General features: G+C 53.2%; 16 protein-coding genes. 9 read left to right on the top strand and 7 right to left on the bottom strand.

Translation table 11 applies throughout. The annotated features are described in order from the left end of the window. Nucleotide 1 precedes the first annotated feature (1 nt). The 3 genes from KIH39_RS16950 to KIH39_RS16940 form a co-directional block, all read right to left on the bottom strand. Complete coding sequence (locus KIH39_RS16950; protein ID WP_246539323.1) at nt 2–811, bottom strand: glycosyltransferase family 2 protein; 810 nt, start codon at nt 809–811, stop codon at nt 2–4. A gap of 144 nt (nt 812–955) precedes the next feature. After that, nucleotides 956–1,402, bottom strand: a complete 447-nt coding sequence (locus KIH39_RS16945; RefSeq protein WP_213494405.1) for a hypothetical protein — start codon at nt 1,400–1,402, stop codon at nt 956–958. A 39-nt stretch (nt 1,403–1,441) separates the two neighbouring features. Then, complete coding sequence (locus KIH39_RS16940) at nt 1,442–2,473, bottom strand: DUF1559 domain-containing protein (RefSeq protein WP_213494404.1); 1,032 nt, start codon at nt 2,471–2,473, stop codon at nt 1,442–1,444. Nucleotides 2,474–2,762: 289 nt separating this feature from the next. Here KIH39_RS16940 and KIH39_RS16935 point away from each other — a divergent pair, with 289 nt between their 5' ends. Next, the gene (locus KIH39_RS16935) at nt 2,763–5,288 is read left to right on the top strand and encodes an alkaline phosphatase family protein (RefSeq protein ID WP_213494403.1); all 2,526 of its coding nucleotides are present in this window, start codon (nt 2,763–2,765) and stop codon (nt 5,286–5,288) included. Nucleotides 5,289–5,292: 4 nt separating this feature from the next. Next, complete coding sequence (locus KIH39_RS16930; protein ID WP_213494402.1) at nt 5,293–6,273, top strand: DUF1559 domain-containing protein; 981 nt, start codon at nt 5,293–5,295, stop codon at nt 6,271–6,273. A gap of 55 nt (nt 6,274–6,328) precedes the next feature. Here KIH39_RS16930 and KIH39_RS16925 read toward each other — a convergent pair whose 3' ends face one another. Both KIH39_RS16925 and uvrA read right to left on the bottom strand, forming a co-directional pair. Next, complete coding sequence (locus KIH39_RS16925) at nt 6,329–7,051, bottom strand: energy-coupling factor ABC transporter permease (RefSeq protein WP_213494401.1); 723 nt, start codon at nt 7,049–7,051, stop codon at nt 6,329–6,331. A gap of 10 nt (nt 7,052–7,061) precedes the next feature. Continuing rightward, nucleotides 7,062–14,009, bottom strand: coding sequence for an excinuclease ABC subunit UvrA (gene uvrA, locus KIH39_RS16920; protein ID WP_213494400.1), 6,948 nt, complete (start codon nt 14,007–14,009; stop codon nt 7,062–7,064). A gap of 131 nt (nt 14,010–14,140) precedes the next feature. Between uvrA and KIH39_RS16915 the strand changes: the two genes are divergently transcribed. The 6 genes from KIH39_RS16915 to KIH39_RS16890 all read left to right on the top strand — a co-directional run bounded on the left by KIH39_RS16915 (nt 14,141) and on the right by KIH39_RS16890 (nt 19,787). Next, on the top strand, nt 14,141–14,713 hold the full coding sequence (locus tag KIH39_RS16915; RefSeq protein WP_213494399.1) for an RNA polymerase sigma factor: 573 nt from the start codon (nt 14,141–14,143) through the stop codon (nt 14,711–14,713). Between the two features lie 7 nt (nt 14,714–14,720). Continuing rightward, nucleotides 14,721–15,944, top strand: coding sequence for an anti-sigma factor family protein (locus KIH39_RS16910; protein ID WP_213494398.1), 1,224 nt, complete (start codon nt 14,721–14,723; stop codon nt 15,942–15,944). A 128-nt stretch (nt 15,945–16,072) separates the two neighbouring features. Beyond that, complete coding sequence (locus KIH39_RS16905) at nt 16,073–16,948, top strand: sugar phosphate isomerase/epimerase family protein (protein ID WP_213494397.1); 876 nt, start codon at nt 16,073–16,075, stop codon at nt 16,946–16,948. A 28-nt stretch (nt 16,949–16,976) separates the two neighbouring features. After that, nucleotides 16,977–17,921, top strand: coding sequence for a ferredoxin--NADP reductase (locus KIH39_RS16900; protein WP_213494396.1), 945 nt, complete (start codon nt 16,977–16,979; stop codon nt 17,919–17,921). Between the two features lie 30 nt (nt 17,922–17,951). Further along, nucleotides 17,952–18,818: a serine/threonine protein kinase gene (locus KIH39_RS16895; RefSeq protein WP_213494395.1), complete on the top strand. Its 867-nt coding sequence runs from the start codon at nt 17,952–17,954 to the stop codon at nt 18,816–18,818. 12 nt (nt 18,819–18,830) lie between these two features. Next, on the top strand, nt 18,831–19,787 hold the full coding sequence (locus KIH39_RS16890; RefSeq protein WP_213494394.1) for an acetyl-CoA carboxylase carboxyltransferase subunit alpha: 957 nt from the start codon (nt 18,831–18,833) through the stop codon (nt 19,785–19,787). 2 nt (nt 19,788–19,789) lie between these two features. On the opposite strand, the gene KIH39_RS16885 is transcribed toward KIH39_RS16890, so the two are convergent. Together KIH39_RS16885 and KIH39_RS16880 are read right to left on the bottom strand one after the other, a co-directional pair. Next, nucleotides 19,790–20,587: an HpcH/HpaI aldolase family protein gene (locus KIH39_RS16885; protein ID WP_213494393.1), complete on the bottom strand. Its 798-nt coding sequence runs from the start codon at nt 20,585–20,587 to the stop codon at nt 19,790–19,792. A 53-nt stretch (nt 20,588–20,640) separates the two neighbouring features. Beyond that, a complete protein-coding gene (locus KIH39_RS16880; RefSeq protein WP_213494392.1) occupies nt 20,641–22,098 on the bottom strand; it encodes an MFS transporter in 1,458 nt (485 codons plus the stop codon). Between the two features lie 233 nt (nt 22,099–22,331). Between KIH39_RS16880 and KIH39_RS16875 the strand changes: the two genes are divergently transcribed. Next, on the top strand, nt 22,332–22,784 hold the full coding sequence (locus KIH39_RS16875) for a hypothetical protein (protein WP_213494391.1): 453 nt from the start codon (nt 22,332–22,334) through the stop codon (nt 22,782–22,784). Nucleotide 22,785: the final 1 nt, after the last annotated feature.

The following is a 22,785-nucleotide window of genomic DNA, read 5'->3' as shown; positions in this document are numbered from 1 at the left end:
CTCAGGCGGCACGTTTTTGCGGCTCGCTTTTGGGCTGATGCAGCGGAGCCCGCAAAGCGGGGTAGCCCAAATTGTAAACGGCATGGGTAACTTGATAAACCGGTTGAGGAGTAACGCGCTGGGACCACCAGAAGGGAATCAATTGGCGCAGCGTCCGGGGAATATCCATTAGGGAGACTTTACTTTCCCCTTTACGACGCTGCCGATGCCGGACGCCTGCCTGACCGATGCTGACCCCGAGAGCCCGAGCCCGGCAGATCATCTCCGCATTTACGAAGAATCCGCGAGTAGTCGGTAAAATATCCATGAGGACATCGCGGCGGAACAGCTTCAAAGCACAATCGCAATCTCGAACGCCGGTTTTCAGCATCAGGCGAATCAGTTTGTTGTAGCCCCAGGAATAGAAGCGTCTCTGCCAGGGATCCTGCCTGTCAATGCGGTAGCCGACGACAATGGAATCGGTATCGGTTTTTTCAAACAACAGCGCCAAGTCTTCCAGGTGGAACTGGCCATCAGCATCGGTGAAAGCCACCCAATCGGCCCGTGCCGATTCGAACCCGGTCCGCAAGGCGGCGCCGTAACCCCGGTTAGTCTCGTGGCGAACCAGGAAAACATTCGGAAATTCGAGATCGGTCACGATCGCGGCGGTCGCATCCCGGCTGCCGTCGTCCACAACGATGATTTCGTAGGCGATCCCTAAAGTGGAAAGAGCTTCGTCGGCTTCCCGCACGGCCAATTCGATTACCGCTTCCTCGTTGTACGCGGGCATAACCAGGCTCAGCGAGCGTTGCGTTCTTAGAGAAACCATCATTCTTCGGCTCCTTCCGATCGAATGACGCAGATTCGCAGAAGGGGTAAAAACTGTCAAGATGAATGGAATTCGCGAAGGGAAGAATTGCCGCTGCAAGTTGGCAGCCGCAATTCAGAGAATTTGAAGCGTTTGGAGAAACAGGCTCTACTCGACTTCGAAGCGGAAACTGTTGCTTTTACCCGCTTCGACTTTTGCAGACAATTTGGGAGCCGAAGGATTCCCGTATTTGCCCTGGAGTCGATCGGGACCGGCACCTCGATCGTTGATTACCATTTTGGCCTCTTTGGGAGCCTTCTCCCAAACGATGGTAACATTGTACTCTCCCTCGGGAGCCCCATCTTTATCCATGTAGGTTGTCAACTCGTAAGATCCGTCTTCTCTAACATGGGCCGACGGCGCCCGACCTCCCATGGATTTCATCAATTCGGGGGACTTCGGCTGAAAGACAATGAATGCCCCATCCGCCGGAGTCGTCTTCTTGAAGAAAACTTCCCCTTTCACGGGAATGGCCGGGGCGAATTTGGGCGGGCCATCGCAACCGACCATCGCCCAAAATAGACAGACCAATGAGATACATCGAAGCTTAATCATTTTTCTGTTCTTCAACTCGAAGTTTGAACTTTAAAGAAATTAGTTGGGACTTGGGCTGGTCTCTTCGGGAATCAACCCGCCACCAGCGGCCGTCACCAAAGCAGCATAAACGCGGGGAGCAATCGACTGCTTGATGAATTGCACAGAGCCATCCGACATCACGTGATTGGCCCCTCCGGTGTGAAAAGAATAAGTTTCGTTATCGTTCGAGCAGTTGATCACGCAACTTCCGGGTTGAATGTCCTGCCAATAGCCATTCGATCCCATGACCGGGTTGGTCCCGTCCAGACCATATTCAGATTGCAAATCACCCCAACCGAATCCATTGGAGGTGGAATTAGGGATCAATTGGCCGTTTACATAATGCGTGGGGCGTCCGGCATCTTCGCTTAACAGAATTGTGTTCGAAGTTCCGTCGGTCACGGCCAGCATCGTGTTCTGGGTGCTCTGTACCACGCCAAAGGCCGCCAGGATGGCGGCTGGGCCCTTGATATTGGGCCGCATCGCACTGCCAACTTGCAGAGTAGCGGTAGAAGGATAACCGAAGTTGGTTAGTGAAGAACCGCCATTGATACCATCGTCCGGTGCATAGTCGGCTACGCTCGCACTGAATGGGAAGCCTGCATAAGTATCGGAGAAAGTCGTGCCCATGCGCGGCGTGGATGGGCAGTTCATGATCTTGATGTAGTTCGAAATTACTGCAACGTTATTGGAAAAGTGCGTGTCTACGAACGGTTGTTTGAAATTATACTGGGAATAAATATTTCCCTGCTCGATGTAGGGCAGGAAGTAAATGCCCCAACCGTGCACAACGGCTGGATACGCCGAGAGACCGGGGGTGGCATCCACCGTGAAGCTGGCGGGCAGTAACCCGTAGCTGCTTTCGTAATTCAAAGCGGCCAGTCCAAGCTGCTTTAGATTGTTCGAGCAAGCCATACGGGCTGCGGCCTCGCGAACTTTTTGTACGGCTGGGAGCAGCAATCCGATCAGAATTGCAATAATCGCGATAACGACCAACAGTTCGATCAATGTAAACGCACGACGTCGTCGGAGACGAGGAGTGAGGTTCATACTGGCACTCATGGGAATTAATAAAAAATTACATCAAAGAAGTCCTAAGCAATGTCTCAAGTAAAGAAAGGCCAAGTTTAATTTGACATCGAATCTTCTTCAGTCTTTCAGAATTGAGTCTATCCGCGATCCCTCTGGTTAGGTGAAAACCTTTCGCTTTCCCTTGAAAGCCAAATCGACTGTGAGGATTCCTTGAATTCCGCTCAAAGCGAGTCAAAGCGAATTCTTTTTCCCACCCCACTGTGTAGATCATCCCGAGAACATCTTTGAGAATCCGGGGGCATCTAGCATGTCGCGTCTATTAACAGTCTTCTTGCTACTTGGGCCCTTAGCGAGTTTGCAGGCTCAAGACGCCGCGAACTCGAAACCCAGATATGTCGGGCCGACTTCCACGGGGTTTCTTCTGCCGAACGGCTGGCATCTGACCCCCGCCGGCAAGCATGTGGAAACAACCGATCTTCCTTTGAATATCATCCCGCTTCAGGACAATCGCCATGCCCTCGTGGCGACAAGCGGCTTTAACACGCATCACTTGTATCTGATCGATTATTCCGCTGGGAAAATAGTTAGTGAACCGTCGACGCGAAATAGCTGGTTCGGTCTCGTACTCAATAAAGAGGAATCTAAAGTTTGGTGGTCGGGAGGGGGCGTTGGTCTGGTTCATACCTTCGACTTGAAGGAAAACTCTCTCAAATCGACCAGTCCCGCCGAGGCCGATCTCAGCAAAATTTCGATGCCCGAACTGCTGAAACTGCTGGACGCCGAGCCCGATTCCAAGTCTTTCCTGAGCGGTTTGTGCCTGGATGAAAAAAGAAAGGCGTTGTATACGCTCGATATCAATAACGGGAATCTAACAGTTGCGAATTTTCAGGACGCGAACAAGAAACACTCCCATTTGGGAGGCCGACCTTACGATATCATTGCTCCAGTCCGGGCCAGCTTGCTTTATGTCTCGGATTGGAGCGGAAGACAAGTTCTCGTTGTTGATCCGACATCTTTGAAAATTACCGCTAAAATTCCTGTCGGCGAGCATCCTAATCAGATGGTTGCCCACCCCTTGGACAATCGCTTGTTTGTAGCCTGCGCCTCCAGCAATACGGTGTGTGCGATCGATACTCAACGCGGTGTCGTCACCGAAGTGATTTCCACAACTTTGTTTCCGAAAGCACCGGAAGGAAGTACTCCTTGTGCCTTGGCCATTTCGCCAGACGGGAAATCTCTTTACGTTGCCAATGCCGATAACAATTGTGTGGTAGCGATCGATATCGAAGACGAAGATAAGAGTTTAATAAAAGGGTTTATTCCCACCGGCTGGTATCCCACATCCGTGGCCGTCACACCCGATAATAAAAACCTTCTGGTGGGCGTTGGTAAAGGCTTGCAATCGAAAGCCAATCCCCTGTTCACCAAAGAACAGTTGGAATCCAAAGAAAAGGATATCGTCAAAACGATAGCCAAAAAACTAATGCCGTACCCCTATGTGGGAACGACGATGAGCGGTGCGCTTTCCATTGTCCCGATCCCGGATCGCAAAGCTTTGAAGGAGTATACGGCTCAAGTTTACCGGAACTGCCCCTATTCCGATCAGCAACTGACTTCAGCACCTTATCCCGTTAAAACCGCCATTCCTACGAAAGTTGGAGACCCAAGTCCGATCAAATACGTGCTTTACATCATCAAGGAAAACCGAACCTATGATCAGGTTTTCGGAGATATGAAAAAGGGTAATGGGGATGCCAGTTTAACCATGTTCGGCGAGAAGATCACCCCGAACCATCACAAATTGGCCGAGGAATTCGTACTGCTGGACAACCTCTATTGCAACGGCCAGGTCAGCGTCGATGGGCATCCCTGGAGTACGATGGCCTATCACACCGATTACATCGCGCGGGATTGGCACCTCACCTATTCTCGAAGACCCGGAGTGAAAGACGACGACGAAGGGAATCTCTCCAATGCACCGTCGGGTTACCTTTGGGACGCCTGCAAAAGAGCCGGTGTAAGCTATCGAAACTATGGGGAATACGGCAAGCGCGTTTCCGATGGTAAGGGGGGTGCCCGCATGGAAGCGCGGGTTCCAGGACTGATCGATCATATCTGCCCGAATTATGGAGTATCGAAAGAAGTCACTGGAAATGTTCGCGACACCGAAAATGCCGAAATCTTCTTGAAAGAATATCGGGCCTTTTTGAAAACCGGGAACATGCCGCGAATGATGATCATGAGTTTGGGCGAAGATCATACCTCCGGAACCTCACCCAAAGCGTTCACACCGGAAGCCTGCGTTGCCAGCAACGACTTGGCTTTAGGCCAGATCGTAGAAGAAATCTCGAAGGGACCGCTTTGGAAAGAAACAGCGATCTTCGTCATTGAAGACGATGCTCAAAACGGACCGGACCATGTAGACGCCCAGCGAACCGTGGGCCTGGTGATCTCCCCTTTTACGAAGCGAAAATATCTCGACAGCACAATGTATTCGACGGTCAGCATGATTCGCACCATGGAGTTGATTCTCGGCCTGCCGCCATTGAGTCAGTACGATGCCTCGGCCCGACCGATGTTCGACAGCTTCACCGACAGGATGGATCTAACCGAGTACAAGCATGTCGGAGCTCAAATTGATTTGAATCGCAAGAATGGAATGACCGCGTATGGGGCAGATCGATCCGCGAAAATGGACTTTAGCGATTACGATCTGGTCGATGATTTCGAACTGAACGAAATCCTCTGGCGTGCAATCAAAGGGAAGGATGCCCCCATTCCCCCGGCCGTGCGTCGAGCAATTATTTTCCGCAATCAGAATACGAAAGAGTGATGAGATGAGGAAGCCACTGAAACGCCAAGCCTTTACTCTGATCGAATTACTGGTGGTGATCGCGATTATTGCGATTTTAATCGGCTTGCTATTGCCGGCCGTGCAGAACGTTCGTGCGGCCGCTGCACGAATGCGTTGCCAGAATAATCTCAAGCAGTGGGGACTGGCGCTGCATAACTACGAATCCTCACAGGGGAGTTTCCCGACTCAAGGAGATGTCCCCGTAGGCAAAATAGGAGATCCCTGGTCCGCGCAGACACACCTCTTACCTTACATTGAGCAGGACAATCTGGAAAAACTCGTCGACTTCTCGCAATCGAGCGATGGGCAGGCGATGGCCGTGAATCGTGTGGCCTTGCTGATGTGTCCTGCTGAAATCAATGATCATCCTCAGTCAAGTGCAACGGCCCCTTATCCGCTGAATTATCTCATGAGCGTGGGAAGTTGGTTCGTTTACGATCCGGTCACCGGGAATACCGGGGATGGCGCCATCGGGATGAATAGGAAAACACGATTTGCGGATCTCGTGGACGGAACCAGTAGTACTCTAGGCATGTCTGAAGGCAAAACGTTTACCATGCTGGTTCGCGATGGAGGTTTACCCGCGAGTCCCGGAGCACCGATTCCGTCCTCGCCCAGCGATCTTATACCGTATGGAGGTACTTTCAAATCAGGGGCTGGGCATGTCGAGTGGATTGATGCCCGGAGCAGTCAATCCTGTTTCACCACAACTTTCACGCCGAATACTCAAGTGCTGCTCTCATCGGGTGGACAAACATACGATGTCGATTTCACCAGTCGCCGGGAAGGGAAAACGGCCAATCTCAGCACATATTCGGCCATCACGGCCCGCAGTTATCATACAGGCGGCGTTAATGCGCTGATGATGGATGGTTCGGTCCATTTCATCACCAATTCCATAGCGCTTCCGACTTGGCGAGCTCTGGGTACTCGAGCGGGTTCTGAAATCGTTTCAGGTTTTTAGCGTAATCGCTTATCGATTCGAGTTAGAGTCAGTTGTGCTTCTGCTTCAACTCCTGTTAGGGGCGTTTGTTTTTCAACATCGCCTCACAGGCAAACCCGGCGATAATGCCTTCCACAAATGCCAGCGGTAAGTGCCCCGCCACAACAATCGCTGCAATCCAGCGCCAATCGGCATTCCCGAAAGCTACCAGCACGAAACCGTTGAGAAAAACCGTCAGCATGACCGTCGTAAAACCGCACAGAAAAGCGGCCGGAAAAAATGATTTCCGGCTCAGCTGCAATCGTGCCATCTGAGTGACCAACCAGATCGGAAGAGTAAGGATGGGTTGCAGCAAAGCCCCCAAAGCGAGTGTAAAGGGCAGTGAGACTGGGCCGCCGTAGTCGTCGGCATTTTGCAGTCGGCTGAATAAATAGGGGGCGATAAGTGCCGGGAGAGTGAAGATACAGCAATTCATACCCCAAACCAGAAAACCCCCGTGACCAAACAGCACGGCCTGCATGAAAAGTCCGACCGCAATCGGAATGATTGCCAGATATCCCAGCAGAATTCCGATCAGCCCATTGAGCAGCAAATGGGCACTGGTGGGGCCGATGCGTATGTGAATGAGTGAGGCGATGAAAAATACAGCAGTGCAGAGAATCACGCGGGGTATTTGGTCATCCCGGAGTTTTCTCAAGGCAAAGGCTAGCAGGGCAACCGCGACTGCGATTCCGACAATTTGCGGAATCGGCTGCAGCACTCCATCGGAGATATGTGCGGCCAAAAGTGGAAGCGGCATGGACACTTATTCAATCCGCACTCGTCTGAGATAGTTCGAGCAGTCCTTGCCGTGAAACTTTCAGGATATCGGACAGTTTCGCTGTCGGCATCTGCGACGAATTTTGCAGGCCGATCAGGATCACTTCGGTGCCGTCGGCCCGATCCCGGCTGACATCCGATTCTCGACCGATTCCCTCCAGCGAATTCAAATTGATGATCCCCGGCTTGGTCCAGATTCGAAAACTCAGTGAATCGGCATCCTTGCTTCGAATACGAATCCAGGTTCGGTTGTTTTCCTCCAGCTTGATGGATACTGCATCTCGAGTATCCCATTCGAAGCGAACCTTCCGGCTAGTTCGTTCGACTAAATCCAAAAGTTGTGGAAGGAGCGTTTTATCCCAGCGGACTTTTTTGCCGACCGGGAAGCCTTTATCTCCCAGGTGCCACTTGCGACCATCCTTCTTCCAGGGCATGACATCCTCGATGGAGGTCTGCATCGTTTGAATATTCTTACCAAACGCTCCAACCGCCTGTTTGAGAAAATCCCGGAAGGCCGGGGTGTTGATCTCCCCGAGGTTATTCACCAGCATCCAGACTTCCTGCCAGGGACCTTTACGGTTTTCGACATTCACGCGCTGCTCGTTGGAATAAACCTGTACCTTCAATTCCGGCGTCTGATCGAGCGGTTTGATACCCAGCTTGGCAATCAGAGCTTCTTCCTTAAAGGTATTGCGAGCCACACGGAACACTAATCGCGTTAGCCACTCCATCCCGGTGTGAGCATGGAAGAACCAACCCAGGCTCTTCGGTTTACCGGCGATCTCTACCACCGTTCTCTCGCTCCAGTCAGTTGGCGAGAATTCCCCCAGTTCATGAATGCGCTCTTCTACCCAATTGATAATCTGGCCTTCCCACTTCGCCGGTTTTCCCGTGGTGGTCACCCGGTCCTGAGTATGCCACTTTCGACCATCCACCTGCCAGGGGAGTAGAGCATCTTTGCCCACTTTTTCGAGGTCGACGTCGTTCTCCCGCTTTTCCGTAAGCGTTTTGGGATCGAAGATCGGTCGATATTCCAATGGCCCGGCGGCCAACACTGTTTCGATGAAAGGAGCCGTCTGCGAAAAGGGCTGCTTTGCCTTGCGGGCCTCCTGCATCTGGAGCACAACCTCCTCCGGTGTGCCGGCAGCTATCACTCGTCCGCCGCTCGCGCCTGCTTCCGGGCCGAGGTCGATGACCCAATCGGCGGTTTTTATCACGTCGAGATTGTGCTCGACTACCAGTACAGTGTTCCCCAAATCGACGAGGCGATGCAGAACATCCAGAAGTTTGCGAATGTCATCGAAGTGCAGGCCTGTCGTCGGTTCGTCGAGCAAATAGATTGTCCGGCCCGTGTTGGGGCGGCTTAGCTCGGCGGCCAACTTCACCCGTTGAGCTTCTCCGCCGGAGAGTGTGGGGGCGGGTTGGCCGAGCGAGACGTAATCCAATCCCACATCCGAAAGCGTTTGCAGAATCGAACGGAGTTTGGGAATGTTTCCAAACAGTTCGAGAGCTTCATTCACACGCATATTGAGAACATCGGCAATCGATTTGTCCTTATACTTCACTGCCAGCGTCTCGGGATTGTAGCGAGCCCCCTTGCAGGTGTCGCATTCGATCCAGACATCGGGTAGGAAATGCATTTCGATACGCTTCTGGCCATTACCCTCGCAGGTTTCGCATCGGCCCCCCGGCTGATTGAAGCTGAAACGTCGCGGTGTATAGCCGCGTAGTTTCGATTCGGGCATCTGTGAAAAGAGCTGGCGGATGTGGTCGAAAACGCCGGTATAGGTCGCGGGGTTAGAACTCGGGGAATTGCCGATCGGATCTTGGTCGACATTGATGATTTTGTCGATTTGATCCAGTCCGGTGATTTCATCGTGCGCGGCCGTAGGCGTGCTGGCCCGATTCAGTTTTCGAGCCAACGTGTTGTAGATGACCTCGTTAACCAATGTGCTCTTACCCGAACCGCTCACTCCTGTGACGGCCACGAAACTTCGAAGCGGGATTTCGACGTCAATATTCTTCAGATTATTCTGCCGGGCGCCGCGCACCTGGATTAATAGGGTCGGCTTTTTTGATTCCGCGTAGGAGATTCCATCGAGGGAATTGGGCAGTCCGTTCGCCTTGCCACGCACTAGCCGTCGATTGAGAGGAATCGCAATCGATTTACTGCCGGAAAGGTAATTACCGGTTAGTGATTTGGGATTTTTGATGACTTTCGCGGGGGTGCCCTCGGCCGTGATTTCGCCGCCGCGATCTCCCGCACCCGGTCCGAAGTCGAGTAGATAATCGGCTGACTCGATCACTTCGCGATCATGTTCGACGAGAAGTAGAGTATTCCCCAGATTCCGAAGTTTTTGCAGTGCTTTCAGCAATCGCGCGTTGTCACGCGGATGAAGTCCGATGGTCGGCTCATCCAGAACATAGAGTACGCCCGTGAGGCCGCTGCCGATTTGCGAAGCCAATCGAATGCGCTGCGCTTCGCCACCCGATAGAGTTGGCCCGGGTCGGGATAGGGTCAGATATTCGAGTCCCACATCATCGAGGAATTGTAAGCGGTTCTGGATTTCCCGACGGAGTTCGCCAGCAATCTGAATTTCCCGTTTCGTCCATTTCAAAGTCTTGAATAGGTTCAAGGTTTGCGAGATCGGTAAATTTCCGAGTTCGCCGATGGTCAGATTCTGGAAACGTGTGGCCGCTGCATCGGCCCGTAACCGCGATCCGGCGCAGGCACTGCAAGCCACTTCATCGACTAGCGATGTCAAGCGCTGGCGATAGACGAAGCTCACGCGGGTGGCTTCATCCATAGCCGGAACAATCCCCTTGTATTGAATCCGACTCAAGGGCGATCCCTTGGGAAGGGAGATCCACTCGCTACCAGTGCCGTAGATCAATTGGCGGCTCGCCGCTTGCGGCACGGTATTCAATGGCGAATCCAAATCGATACCCAGATGCTCGCAAATCGCCTCTGCAATCGGCAAAAACGGGCTATCGGTGTCCAGCCGAGGCCAGGCTGTAATGGCTCCGCCCCGAATCGACAAGCTAGGGTTGCGAATGATATTGCTGGTGTTCGCCCCCTTTTGGGTTCCCAAGCCCTCGCAGGACGGGCAGCACCCGAGCGGACTGTTAAAGCTGAAGTTATGGGGATTCAAGCGATCGTAACTGGTGCCGCACTTGCTGCAGGCCAGATGCTGGCTGAACTGCTCTACTTTCCACTTGGTCTCGTCTTTGGTGTCGTCGACATGGGCGATGTGCATCACCCCTTTGCCCATCTCCAAGGCCTTTTCGATACTCTCGGCTACTCGGCCGCGATTCCCCGACTTCACCACGTTACGGTCGACGACGACTTCAATCAAATGCTTGCGACGATGATCGATATCGGGAGGCGAATCGATGGGATAAGTTTTACCGTTAACGCGAACGCGGGCGTAACCTCCGGATCGTATTTCATCGAAGAGAATCTGGTAGGTTTCCTGGCCGCGCGGCTCGAGCGGCGCGAGGATATACAGCTTACTGCCTTCAGGAAGTGCCATAACTTTGGCAATGATCTCATCGGCCGATTGAGTGCCGATCGGCAGTTGACAATTGGGGCAGTAGGGTTGGCCGAGCCGGGCGTACAGAACGCGGAGATAATCGTAGATTTCCGTGATCGTTCCCACTGTGGAACGGGGACTGCGGCTGGTGGTTTTCTGCTCGATGCTGATAGCTGGTGAAAGCCCGCTGACCGATTCTACCCGGGGTTTTTGAACCTGTCCCAGGAACTGGCGGGCGTAACTGGAAAGGCTTTCCACATACCGCCGTTGGCCTTCGGCATAGATCGTGTCGATGGCCAGAGTGCTTTTCCCGGAACCGCTGGGTCCGCAACAGACCGACATTTCTTCTCGCGGTATCCGGACGGTTAGATCCTTCAAGTTGTTCTGGCGAGCTCCGGTGACGCAAATATGAGTGATGCGCTCGTTTACCGCGCGAGTCTTTTCCGCGGTGGGCTTCGTCGGCCTTCCGTTGAGTTTCTTCTTCTGGAAGAATGGAGCGAGTGACTGTCCGGTGTGCGATTTTTTGCAGGCGACCACAGTTTCCGGTGTGCCAGTCACGACGATCTCGCCGCCCCGTTTACCCCCCTCTGGTCCCAGATCGATAATCCAGTCCGCCGTTTTGATAACGTCCAGATTATGCTCAATCACCAGAACGGTATTGCCCGCCGCTGTGAAGCCATGCAGCACTTCCAGAAGCTTGCGGATGTCTTCAAAATGCAGGCCGGTGGTCGGTTCATCGAGAATGTAGAGCGTTTTGCCGGTGCTTCGTCGGCAGAGTTCGCGTGCCAATTTTATGCGCTGAGCCTCGCCGCCAGATAAGGTGGGGGAAGCCTGCCCCAATTTGATGTAATCGAGCCCGACATCATGCAGTGTCTGCAGCATGGCGCGGACCTTGGGAACGTTTTCGAAGTGCTGCAGAGCCTCCTGCACGTCCATATCCAGTACTTCGAAAATATTCTTGCCGCGATAGCGAACTTGAAGAGTTTCCCGATTGAAGCGCTTGCCTTCGCACACCGGGCAGGTGACCCAGACATCGGCCAGGAAGTCCATTTCGAGCTTATTCGAGCCATTCCCTTCGCAGCTCTCACAACGGCCGCCGGGACGATTGAAGCTGAAGCGTCCCGGCTGGTAGCCGCGCAGTTTAGATTCGCTCATTTGAGCAAAAAGACTGCGAATTTCATCAAAAAGCTTGATGTATGTCGCCGGATTCGAGCGAGGCGTCCGCCCGATCGGCTTCTGATCGATGTCGATCACTTTGTCGATTTCATCGGCGCCTAAAAGTTTATCGCAGCGCGTACCGATGACCTGATCTTCGATCAGGTGCTCTTCCTCTTCCTCCGACTTTTCCTGTTTGGCTTCCCGTCCCAGCGATCGCAAACCTTCCAGCAGAACTTCGTTCACGAGGGAGCTTTTGCCAGAACCGGAGACTCCCGTAACGACTACGAATAGTCCCAGCGGAATATCGACTGAGACATCTTTAAGGTTGTTGTGTCGGGCGCCGCGAATGGAAATCTTCCGGGCCCCCGGAGCCTTTCGTTCCTTGGGGATCTCAATCTGAATTTTTCCAGAAAGATATTGGCCAGTTTGGGAGACTCCGGAGGCCATCACCTCGGCGGGCGAGGCCGCGGCCACGATTTGTCCGCCGCGCACTCCCGGTCCCGGCCCGAAATCGACCAGAAAATCGCAGCGCCGCATCGTGTCTTCGTCATGTTCCACAACCAGGACGGTGTTACCCATGTCGCGCAGCCGCTCGAGACTGGCGAGCAGTCGTTCGTTATCGCGCGGGTGCAGTCCGATGCTCGGTTCGTCGAGAATGTACAACACGCCCACGAGGCCGGAACCGATCTGCCCGGCCAGCCGAATGCGTTGAGCTTCGCCGCCGGACAGAGAGGGAGCCGTGCGATCCAGATTCAGATAATCGAGCCCCACATTGAGGAGAAAGGTCAATCGGCTTCGAATTTCCTTCAACAAATCGACGGCAATAATCTTTTGAATCGCATCGAGTTTTTTGGGAAGAATCTCAAACCATTCGCTCAGCTCACCAATGGGCGTGGAACCGACCTCGACCAGGGATTTATTGGCGACGCGCACGCCACGAGCCTGGGGATTGAGTCGGTGTCCACCACAAGCGGCGCATTTCTGCACCCGCATGTACTTTTCGAGCTGGTGACGGCGTGGCCCGGCGGCCGTCTTCTTGAAGCTCGTCATGAGTTGAGGAATGACCCCTTCCCATTCTCCGCCGTGCCGCCAGATGTTACCGCCGCGCATCTTCCATTCGAAGGTAATGTGCTGTTTGCCGGAGCCGTAAAGGAGGAGTTTTTGTTGCTCCGCGGGGAGCTTTTTCCAGGGAGTCTTCAGATTGATCCCGAGCGTCTTTCCGACCCCTTCGAAAATGTGTTTGCGCCAGCGGCCCATTCCCTTTAAAGGACCAACGATCGGGAAACATCCTTGCTCAAAGGATTTCTCTTCGTCGGGAACCAGCAGAGTGGGATCGAAGGCGAAACGGGTTCCCAGGCCATCGCACTCCAAGCACATTCCCTGGGGTGAATTGAAACTGAACAACTGCGGGCTGGGGGGTTCGTAACTGATACCGCAATGGGTGCAGGCATAGTCGGAGGAAAGCAGGATATCTTCGTATTCGTTCCCGTCGCTTTCTGTAGCTTCGGCCGGCTTTTTGAGTTTTTCCTTTTCAACCGAAATGATGCAGTTGCTGCCGCCCAGCTTCAAGGCTTGCTCGACGGCCTCGGCAATGCGAGTACGATTCTTCCCGTTAGCGACGAGCCGATCGATCACCACTTCGATGAAGTGTTTGATTTTTCGATCGAGCTTCAAATCGTCGCTCATGCGGACAATTCGGCCATCAACACGGGCGCGGACAAACCCCTTTTTCAATTGCTCGGCGAAGAAATCCTTAAATTCCCCTTTCTGGCCGCGGACCATCGGTGCCAGGACTAGGAATTTCGAATCGGGGGGGAGGGCCAGAATCCGCTCGATCATCTGATCGCGGGATTGCGCTGTGATCGGTCGGCCGCACTCAGAACAATGGCCCAGCCCGATGCGAGCATAAAGAACGCGTAGGAAATCGGAGATTTCAGTGACTGTGCCGACCGTGGAACGGGGATTTTGGGCCGCCGATTTCTGTTGGATGCAGATGGTGGGCGACAAACCGCCGATAAAATCGACGTCGGGCTTGGGGAGTTGACCCAGGAATTGCCGGGCATAGCTGGAGAGGCTTTCGACGTAGCGTCTCTGGCCCTCGGCATACAGGGTATCGAAAGCGAGTGAGCTTTTCCCCGACCCGGATACACCGGTGAAAACGATAAGCTTGTTGCGGGGGAGTTGAAGTTCTACATTCTTGAGATTGTGTTCGCGAGCACCGCGAATGACGATCTGCTGACTTTCCATGTACCCGCTCAAGTGGTGTGCTGACTGATCTAGTATACCTATTTATAGGTGTTTCGCCGGGATTTGGCGAGCGATGATGTTTTCCGGGAACTTTCCTTATACTTTAACCGTCTCTCCCTACAGAGTAACCCGTGGCTGCTGACGATGCAGAGCTTTTGAGCCGGGCAAAAGGGGGCGACACCTCCGCTTACGGCCAACTGATCGAACGCCATCAGGACCGGCTTTACCGGTCCGTCCGGCAGATTTTGCATTCCCCCGAAGATACGGCGGATGTCTGTCAGGAAGCCTTTATTAGTGCTTTTCAGTCCTTGGCGAAATACCGGGGTGAATCGCAATTCTATACGTGGCTCTATCGAATAGCTTTTAACGCGGCCGTAAGTTTTCTAAGATCCAAAAAGCCCTTGATTTCTGTGGAAGCGATTCGGGGCGAAGATCAAAACGGCCTTGAAATTGCCGGCGAAATTAGCTCGACCGATCCCACGCGTCCGCTGGATCGTCGGGAAAAAGCCGCTGAAGTGCAGCGGGCTTTGTCGATGTTGTCGACCGAACATCGATTGATTATTGTGCTCAAGGACGTGGAAGACACTCCTTACGAAGAAATTGCTTCGATATTGGAAATACCTGTCGGAACGGTTCGCAGTCGGCTGCACCGGGCCCGCGAAGAATTGAAGACAATCCTGGAGCGATTGGAAATCGAACCCTGACCCAAAAATGTTGAAAGCCAAAGACCGAGAACTGATTTCCGCTTACATCGATGGGGAATTGAACCCCGCCGAGAAGGCTTCGGCGCTTCGATTGATTGCGGAAAACCCCGAAGCGGGCCAATTGCACGCGGCATTCCTGACTATGCGCGGTGCTATTCGCCGCGCTACGGAAGAAACCCGGCCGATTTCTGTCCAAAATCGGGTGATTCAAAAGCTGAATTCTGTCAAACCGGCGAATGTAGGCCGTACAGCCCGCAGAATTCGCACAATCGTTGCAATTGCCGCATCTTTACTATTGTTCGCCGGAGTGGGAATTTTCTACTCCAACAAAGGTAGCCCGGGCGATTTAGCAAAGCAATCCAAGCCGGAGCTTCGAGTAGTTCAAATACCAACGGTACCAGAGATAACGCCCGAAACTGTGTCGAGCCCCCAACTCGTTCAAATTCCGCGTGCCGAAACCAATCGTGAAGCGCTACCCACGGCTGAAATCCTGCCCGCACCCCGGGAAGTCGATGAAATTCTGGCCAATCCGTTCCGCTCCGAAGTGCAGTTCAATATCGCCCCCTCCGGACGCTTGCCGCTCCTCTTTCCGCTCAAAGATCTCGAGCAGGATTACCCGTTCAAAAAGTTGGTTACGGAACTCAGCCGAGAAGAGATTGTTCGAGTGGATATCTTCACCCGAGATATAGCCAAGGCTTCCGAAACGCTTCAAACGGCTCTTAAAGCTCGCAATTTAGTTGGCCATGTCGATTCACGAATTGCTGAAGCTTTCAAACGCAAGCAGCTTCTGGAATTGGTCTTCTTCACCGAGAGTTTGAACCAGTCGGAGATCGCAAATCTATTGCAGCAGTTGGGTAAAGACGATGTTCTGCGAGCTTCCAAGACCAAAGAGGACACCTTCTTCGGAAGCTTCGTGTTCTTCCCCCATCAGGTATCGGATCTGGAACGTTTGAGCCGGTCCATCGGTGTCCCGACGGCGCAGCTGAAACTTAATCGTAAGGTCTCTACGCCAATCGATCCTAAGCAACCCTTGGAATTGAATACTGGCAGCCGGTTAACCCAGGGGATTCGCGGTAACGCCAAAATTGCCCACCAGTTCCTGGTAGTTCCATTGTCTGAAAAAACCAATCTGCTTCCAAGTAAAGAGAGTCGGCAGTTTCTGGATCAGCGCGGTGATAACAAACCGGATGTTAAGCCGCTGATCGTGATTCTGCGACCCCTTCCTTCCTGAAATGACGAGTTCTTGCCCGACTCGATTTTCAGATTCGCCGATTAAACGCTCTTTCCCCTAAATCCCATCTGGCCGAAATTCCGGTTCGAAGCACAATGAAATTGTCGCCCGAATTGAGGAAAAATCACATGCTGCGCGATACGGTTTCTCTCCACCGTCGGGATTGTCTGAAGATGGGTGTGGCTGGGTTGGCCGGTTTGGCTCTCGGACGCAATGCCTTTGCAGACGATGCAAAGGATGGCGGTTTTCACCTTTCCATTCAGTCCTACACCTTCCGCAAGTTCAGCCTCGAAAAAACCATCGAGAAAATTTCGGCGCTCAAGATTCCTCACGTCGAATTTTACAGCGGCCACTTTCCGGTCAACAGCAGCCCGGAAAAGATCAAAGCGGTGATGAAGCTCTGCAAAGACCACGGCGTAACTCCGATTTCTTTCGGCGTGGAAAATTTCACCAAAAATCACGAAGCCAACAAGAAGCTCTTCGACTTCGCCAAAAGCATCGATCTGAAATACCTCACGGCCAATCCCTCCCGCGACAGTTTCGATTCGCTCGATAAGCTATGCGAAGAATACAAGATCGCCATTGCCATCCATCCCCACGGACCGACCAATCTGGCCAAAAAAGAGAAAGCACTGTGGACGACAGCCGAGCAGATTATGGCCGCGGTGAAAGATCACAATGAACTGATTGGAACCTGTCTGGATACCGGTCACCTGATTCGCATGGCGCTGATAGGCGAACCGCTCGACGTAGTGCAGCAGATTAAAATTATGGGCAAGCGGAACTACGGCTTCCACCTCAAGGATAACGACAATAAAGCCGATCACAATGTCGTCTTCGGCGATCCCAAGGGGGTGCTGAACGTTCCCGAAGTTCTAAAAGCTTTGAAGGAAGTGAAATTTGGTGGCTTCATGAGCATCGAATACGAATATCATGATGACGAGCCGACCCAGGACGTGGCCGCCTGCGTGAAATACCTTCGCGAGAGCATTGCGAAGGTGTAAGGTTGATCCGACGAGTTAGGATGAGTCCATGACGGGATTACTACCCGCTCAAATCGATGAATTACGCCAGAGACGGTATAACGGTACCGTCTTCAGCGTCAAAAAAACTCACAGCGACCTGATGATTCTGCGGGTGAAGCCGGACTTCCCGAAGCCGGTGGCTCTTCCCGGGCAGTATTGTTCGCTCGGTCTGGGAAACTGGGAGCCCCGTTTTCCCGGGACTCAGATGGAAAATCTGAAGCCGGAAGACGAAAGTCGGCTGATGCGTCGGGCTTATTCGCTGAGTTGTTCCATTCTCGACGAAAAACAGAATCTACTCGATGTCGAGATCCAGCCATTTCTCGAATTTTATATCGTTCTGGTTCGCGAAGGCAGCGAACCGACGAAGGCCCCGGTCCTGACACCACGTCTGTTCATGCTCACTGAGGGGGATCGCCTCAACATCGGCGAGAAAGTGACCGGCCATTATACCCTCGAAGGTGTGAAATCCGAGGATACGGTCATTCTTCTGTCGACCGGAACCGGGGAAGCGCCTCACAACTATATGATCTGGCAACTGCTCAAGAATGGTCATCAGGGGAAAATTCTTTCCGCCTGCTGCGTCCGTCTTCGCAAGGATCTGGGCTATTACGAAACGCATCAGAAGCTGATGGCCCGCTTCCCCAACTACATGTATCTTCCCTTAACTACTCGCGAGACTGATAATCTCGCCCATAAAATCTACATTCAGGATCTCATCACCGGTGGGCAGATGGAAGCTCATCTGGGTGAGAAACTCAACCCGGCCAGCACCCACGTGTTCCTGTGCGGAAATCCCAAGATGATTGGCGTTCCCGAAAAGGATCCTCAGACCGGCGAGAGAGTCTTCCCCAAGACCACCGGAGTTATCGAACTTCTGGAACAGCGGGGCTTCGCGGCGGATAATGCCACGCTCAAATTCCGCGGCAATATTCATTTCGAAGAGTACTGGTAGCACAAGCCAATAACGGGAGAAGAAGCCAACATGGCCGAAATCAATGAGATGATCAGCGGTTACAAGTTGCGTTCGCTGCTTCAGACCGGGCAGGTTTCCCAGGTCTTCGAAGTCGTCGAACCGCAAAGCAACCGCCACTTCGCCATGAAAGTCCTGTTGCCGGAACGCGCCGACGATCAGGAGCAGCGCCGTGTTCTGTTTCACGAGGCGGAAATCGGCATCAAGCTCCGCCACGAGAATATCATCCGAATCGTGAAGACGGACAAGTCGATGACCAATCCGTTTTTCATCATGGAATATTTCCCCTCCGGCAGTCTCCGCAAGAGGCTCTTCGATAAAGACCGGGATTTCATCAAGGAACATGCCGCGAAAATCTTCAAGCAATGCGCCACGGGACTGGCGTACATGCACGGCAATGGCTGGATTCACTGCGACGTGAAGCCGGATAATATTCTGGTGAACGCCGCGGGAGATTTGAAGCTAATTGATTTCGCCATTTCGAAGAGGTGGAAAAAAGGCTTTTTTGCAAGAACGTTCCATCGAAGAAGGAAGGCTCAGGGAACGCCCAGTTTTATGTCGCCCGAGCAGTTGAAGGGAGAATTAATCGATCCCCGAGCCGACGTTTACAGTTTCGGAACCACCTGTTATGAGTTGCTGACGTTTAAGAAACCCTTCACGGGAATGAATACAAACGACCTGATGAACAAGGTCGTCTATCAGAAACCCGACTCCGTCCAATATCATAACAATGATATTACTGATGAGGCGGCTGGCCTGATCCTGCGAATGATGCAGAAGGAGCGCGATAAACGCCCTTCCACCATGCACGAAGTTCTTATGGAATTCCGGAAGATTCGCATTTTCAAGTCGCAGGTGAAGACCCAGGAAGAGTATTAATAGAATTTCGCAATGAGCATACCCGCACCCTTACCGTTCGAAAACGACATTCACGCGCTGGAGCAGGCCCTTTCTCGTCTGGAACAGGCGGCGGATCCGGCCCAGACCACCGAAATTCGGCGCATTCGCAAAGAACTCGATGGTCTGCTGAAACAGAAGTACGCCAGCCTATCGGCCTGGGAAACCGTGCTCGTCTCCCGGCACCCTAACCGACCGCAAACCGTCGATTACACCAACATGATTTTCGATGAATTCGTCGAGCTTCATGGGGATCGGGCTTTTGGCGACGACCGGGCTCTTCGCACCGGCTTCGCCCGCATCGGCGGACAGAAAGTCATGCTGATCGGGCATCAGAAAGGAAAAACGCTCAAGGAGCGACAAACCTGCTTTTACGGCTGTGCTCATCCGGAAGGCTATCGCAAAGCCCTTTCGAAAATGAAGCTGGCCGCCAAATATCGAATTCCGATCATCTGCCTGATCGATACACCGGGAGCATTCCCCGGCATCGGCGCGGAAGAGCGCGGTCAGGCCCTGCTGATTGCCACCAGTATTCTGGAAATGTCTCGGATCGAAACGCCCATCATCTGCATCGTCATTGGGGAAGGGGGCTCCGGCGGAGCGCTGGGTATCGGCGTCGGCGACCGGGTTTCCATGCTGGAGCACGCTTACTATTCGGTCATTTCGCCGGAAGGGTGTGCGGGCATTCTCTGGAAAGTGGCTAACGAACAGACCAAACCCCTTGCGGCCGATGCCCTGAAATTAACCTCGGGCCATCTTCACAAACTGGGGGTCGTTGACGATGTGATCGATGAGCCACTGGGGGGCGCGCATCGCAACCCCCGGGAGATGGCCAATATTCTTAAAAGCTACCTGACCAGGAGTTTGCGCTCCTTGATTCGCAAACCGCTCGATGTGCTGATGACCGAGCGTTACGAGAAATTCCGCAAGATGGGCGTTTTCACGCAGTAAGCCTAATAGCGGGCCAAGTCCGACTTGGCTCGTTGGCTTCCGAGTTGCGTTAGAGTCGATTTCGCCCCATCCAGCATCATCTTCAATTCACTGGCAATCGCGATAAACTGCCATCCTTCATCGATTCTCCTGCGAGCTTCCTCGGCCGTGCCGCAGTGAATTCCCGGAGCCACCTTGTTTTTCTGGCAGCTCTTGAGAATATGCTGCAAAGCCTCTTCAAATGCTTTCGGTGCAGGCAGCGTTCCCTCTTTCGTCCGCATGCTGGCCGCTAAGTCATTGGGGCCGACGAAGATAGCGTCGATACCGGGCACCGAAAAAATATTGTCCGCGTTCTCGACGGCTAGTATGTGTTCGCACTGGAGCACGACCAAGAGTTCCTGGTTCACTTTGGCATAATATTCGGTGGCCGTGGTGTGAAAATTCAAAGCGTGCACACCGCCGCCGACGGAACGGTTTCCCAAAGGCGGATAATGCATGGCCGCCACGGCCGAGACCGCTTCCTCCCGGCTGTTGACCATGGGAACCACCACGCCGTGCGCTCCGTTGTCCAACACTCGCTTAATATGATCGTGCCGATTGCTCGGAACTCGGGCAAAGCAGGGGAAGCCGATGTCGGCGCAGGTGGCGAAGATGTTGACCGTGTTTTCGATGCCCACCATGCTGTGTTCGATGTCAACATTCAGCCAGTCGAAGCCCGTCCGTGCCATAAAGCGGGCGGCGGCCACATTACCGAGCGATAGCCAGGTGCCGACCGACGCTTTACCTTCTTTCAGAGCTTTTTTGACGGGATTTTGCCACATCTTCGTTCGCCTTTATCCAGAGCGAAAGTTTTTCACTGCCTTTCGGAGTTATATCAACTGGCGCTGGCGAGTTCCTCGATATCCTCGACCAAATGTTTCCCCGCTTCTCCCGGTTCCAGATGCACTTTGTCGAGCTGCGGCCGAAAACCGATCCAGAAAAAGACGAGAACCCCGGCACTCATCAGCATGGGGACGACCCACACCGGTTGCCAATTGATCATTTCCCCCTGGGTATTCAACTTCACCACCCAGGCCGCCAGCATGTTTCCGGAAAGGACGCCCATACCGCTAGAAATGAATGTAAAGATGCCCTGGCTGCTGGCTCGCAGTTTTCGAGGGGCCTGTCGATCCACGTAGATCATGGCGGTGACGAAGAAGAAGGCGAAGCTCAAACCATGAATAGGCAGTCCGACGAAGGAAACAATGGAGACTTCGCAGGTGCTGAACAGCGCATTGCGGAGCGTCCAACCCAGTAGTCCCGCCAGCATGGTTTTTCGCATCCCCCAGTGATCGACTACCCAAGGCAGGATGGCCATGCACAAGACTTCACCGACCTGGGCGATGGTTTGAAAACCCGCCGGCCTGGGAAGGTGCAGATCGTTCAGGAATTTATTGGCGTATACCCCATAAAACTGCTGGACCATCGACATCAGAAACACGCTGCCCAGCAGTATGCGAAACGGTCGTTCGCGAAACAATTGCAGGGCGGGGAGGCCAAAAGCTTCGCCCAAGGTTTTGCCTTGACCCAGAGGGGGAGTGTGCGGGAGTGTCAAATGGTAAACGCCCATGACGAACGATAGGCCCGCTGCAAAGAAGAGCGGAAAATGCGAGATGGCCGTGCCGCTGAACGCAACTATCAGCCCGGCGAAAATCCACCCCACAGTGCCGAACAGCCGAATTCGGCCGTAGTTTTTCTGCGGTTCCGCCAGATTGCGAAAGCCCATCACGTTACTGCAGCCGATAGTCATGATGCAGCAGAAGCAATAGCAGAACATCAGCCCAAAGAGGGTATAAAAAGCGTGATCGACTGTTTCGCTCAGTCGCGGGTCCTCGAGTAAGTTCCTCTGTTCCGCAATCAATTTCTGTTTCAGTTCCGGATCCAGCGCCTGCGGATCGGCGAGCATTTCCATCTGCAGATCGAGCATCGGGCGATTTTCGATGGTGATGGCCTGCGTTAAATCTCGATAGATGGATTCAATGTTCGCCTGTTGCGATTCGCACCACAAGGCGACGAAAATCAGCAATGCTCCTCCCAGAAAGCTGAAGAGAGCCAATAACCTCTGAACGGCAAAAAGTCGATCGGCCAACAGACCGATGAAGATGGGGGCGAGTAGCCCGCCGAAGGCCCAAGTGTTGTAAATCCAGCTGACGTACTTGGCGGAAAAACTGAGCCCACCCAGTAGAGGCGAACTGATCAGGTAAGTCGCCAGGGTAACCGCCCAGGCGCCGACGATCAGATATAACCCGAACATCATGACGGAGAGGCGTAGACGGTTCGATGCAGGCTCCATGGATCCTCGGCCGGGCAGATGGCTTCCTTACGCGGTTTTCTCAAAAGAAATGATCCTATCTGGAACGGTTCGGGCTAGACTCGTCTGGCATTTTGGGCGGTCGAAATGCGGTACGTCCTGAACGCGATCCAAATAAATTCCTTCCTTCTGGTTAATCGGATTCGACCGCGAACGGCAACTCATCCGAAAATTTCATAATCTGACATGAGGGGAAATTCATCAAAGGTTCATCAATGAACATCAATCTTTACGGCATGACCTTCATTACCAAGGGCATCACTTTTTACCTTTGGTCACCCTGGCGCTGCATGGCCATCGAGCATCGCCTGTTCGAAGCGATTCGCCTGCTTCCCGGAACGGAATTTACTCAAACCCCCGACGAACTTTCCATCGAAATCAAAACGGACAAGGTCTGGAAGCTTGCGCGGGAAGCTGTCGAAAGAACGTTAAAAGGTTGGCAAGAGGAAGCGACCGATTCGGGGACCGACCGAAGGAGTTGGTACTGGCTGATCGAATCCGACACCGACGCCAACGGCTACGATCACAACGGCGAGGCCGCCCATATCTGGTGCTTTGTACGACTGATGATCGAATCGGGTTCGGATATCAACGGTGAAGGGGGCAAAGTGGATATGATCGATCTGGAGGGCTTTGGTTTTCGCGTGCTGAGAAACGAACCCGTCTGAG

Origin of the sequence: Telmatocola sphagniphila (genome assembly GCF_018398935.1) — a bacterium.
GTDB lineage: Bacteria > Planctomycetota > Planctomycetia > Gemmatales > Gemmataceae > Telmatocola > Telmatocola sphagniphila.
Note: the sequence above shows the minus strand (reverse complement) of the source record. Positions and strands in the feature narration are given on the sequence as shown.

Bases quoted from the DNA above. Each gene is read 5' to 3' on its own strand.
- KIH39_RS16945 (WP_213494405.1), bottom strand. From the start codon at position 1,402: ATGATTAAGCTTCGATGTATCTCATTGGTCTGTCTATTTTGGGCGATG.
- KIH39_RS16890 (WP_213494394.1), top strand. From the start codon at position 18,831: ATGAGCATACCCGCACCCTTACCGTTCGAAAACGACATTCACGCGCTG.
- KIH39_RS16925 (WP_213494401.1), bottom strand. From the start codon at position 7,051: ATGCCGCTTCCACTTTTGGCCGCACATATCTCCGATGGAGTGCTGCAG.
- KIH39_RS16880 (WP_213494392.1), bottom strand. From the start codon at position 22,098: ATGGAGCCTGCATCGAACCGTCTACGCCTCTCCGTCATGATGTTCGGG.
- KIH39_RS16940 (WP_213494404.1), bottom strand. From the start codon at position 2,473: ATGAACCTCACTCCTCGTCTCCGACGACGTCGTGCGTTTACATTGATC.
- KIH39_RS16950 (WP_246539323.1), bottom strand. From the start codon at position 811: ATGATGGTTTCTCTAAGAACGCAACGCTCGCTGAGCCTGGTTATGCCC.
- KIH39_RS16905 (WP_213494397.1), top strand. From the start codon at position 16,073: ATGCTGCGCGATACGGTTTCTCTCCACCGTCGGGATTGTCTGAAGATG.
- KIH39_RS16930 (WP_213494402.1), top strand. From the start codon at position 5,293: ATGAGGAAGCCACTGAAACGCCAAGCCTTTACTCTGATCGAATTACTG.
- uvrA (WP_213494400.1), bottom strand. From the start codon at position 14,009: ATGGAAAGTCAGCAGATCGTCATTCGCGGTGCTCGCGAACACAATCTC.
- KIH39_RS16885 (WP_213494393.1), bottom strand. From the start codon at position 20,587: ATGTGGCAAAATCCCGTCAAAAAAGCTCTGAAAGAAGGTAAAGCGTCG.
- KIH39_RS16910 (WP_213494398.1), top strand. From the start codon at position 14,721: ATGTTGAAAGCCAAAGACCGAGAACTGATTTCCGCTTACATCGATGGG.
- KIH39_RS16900 (WP_213494396.1), top strand. From the start codon at position 16,977: ATGACGGGATTACTACCCGCTCAAATCGATGAATTACGCCAGAGACGG.
- KIH39_RS16935 (WP_213494403.1), top strand. From the start codon at position 2,763: ATGTCGCGTCTATTAACAGTCTTCTTGCTACTTGGGCCCTTAGCGAGT.
- KIH39_RS16875 (WP_213494391.1), top strand. From the start codon at position 22,332: ATGAACATCAATCTTTACGGCATGACCTTCATTACCAAGGGCATCACT.
- KIH39_RS16895 (WP_213494395.1), top strand. From the start codon at position 17,952: ATGGCCGAAATCAATGAGATGATCAGCGGTTACAAGTTGCGTTCGCTG.